Source organism: Bartonella sp. AS69XJJH, from assembly GCF_042195585.1.
Taxonomy (GTDB): domain Bacteria; phylum Pseudomonadota; class Alphaproteobacteria; order Rhizobiales; family Rhizobiaceae; genus Bartonella.
This window is the reverse complement of the sequence record NZ_JBHIOO010000102.1, coordinates 1-1,048: the sequence shown is the minus strand read 5'-3', so window position 1 is coordinate 1,048 and position 1,048 is coordinate 1. Positions and strand designations below refer to the sequence as shown.

Below are 1,048 nucleotides of genomic sequence, written 5' to 3'. Positions count from 1 at the left end.
CTCATAGAGCGCTTGCAATATGATACGTTTTGTATATATGCATTCATTACTCCATTGTGGATGATTCATTTTAATCATTAGAATAGACATTTGAAAGCCGCGTCATATTACTTGGCACGGCTTTCTTTTTTAAACTCTCTCTTTTATGATATGTTTATTAGCAATGCATTTTATATGCGTTTATAGCCATTAAAGGCGCCCCCCCATGCGTGTCATTTATTTGTCTGTATCCGTAATTTTGATAATATTATCATTTTCATAAACCTCACATTTTTTAGGAACGACACTTACTTTACTTTGACTGTTTAATTTTGCATTGCCATAGGCTTTACCCCAGACCTTGGCATGATATGAAACCTTGGCATTGCCATAAACAGAGCCATAAATCTCAGCATAGCCACTTACAATAACATTGCCATAAACCTTGCCATAAATTTTAGCATGACCTTTGACAATAGCATGGTTATAAATCTTGGCATGGCTGTAAACACAGACAGAGCCAGAAACCTGAGCATGCCCATAAACCCTTGCATAATTATAAACCCAAGCATTATAAGAAATATGCGCATTATCATAAACATGGGCTTCTGTATAAATACGAGCGCTTCCACTCACATGGGCATTGCCATAAACATAGCCAGATATACGTGCATTACTATAGACACAAGCATTGTCATAAACTTTAGCATATTGAGAGATAAAAGCCTTTCCATAGACCTCCGCATTGCCATAGACATGACCACAGACCTGAGAAAAATGGCGTATTTTTGCATTTTCATAAACACGGGCATAGCCATAAACCCATGCATTATCATAGACCCAGCAATTGCCATTATGAGAGAGGTTGCTTTCCTTTTCAATAAAGCCGCCTAGATCGCCAGCTTTGATATCATCAAAATCTTTTAAAGCACGAATGCGATAAAGAGTTGTAATCTGTTTAGTAATCCTATCTTTAATTTGTTTAATTTCACTAGTTAATTCATATTTTTTGCACATAAAGATACCCTCACAATCTAATGTGATAAACGTTTGATAAAATTTGGAATGG

The 1,048-nt window shown here is 36.0% G+C and carries 1 protein-coding gene; it reads right to left on the bottom strand.

Annotated elements, in window-relative coordinates; all coding sequences use genetic code 11:
• Positions 1-216: 216 nt before the first annotated feature.
• Positions 217-996 carry a hypothetical protein gene (locus tag ACFIK6_RS09955; RefSeq protein WP_375642226.1) on the bottom strand — a complete coding sequence of 260 codons (780 nt, stop codon included), beginning with the start codon at positions 994-996 and terminating at the stop codon, positions 217-219.
• Between the last annotated feature and the right edge of the window lie 52 nt (positions 997-1,048).

Bases quoted from the DNA above. Each gene is read 5' to 3' on its own strand.
- ACFIK6_RS09955 (WP_375642226.1), bottom strand. From the start codon at position 996: ATGTGCAAAAAATATGAATTAACTAGTGAAATTAAACAAATTAAAGAT.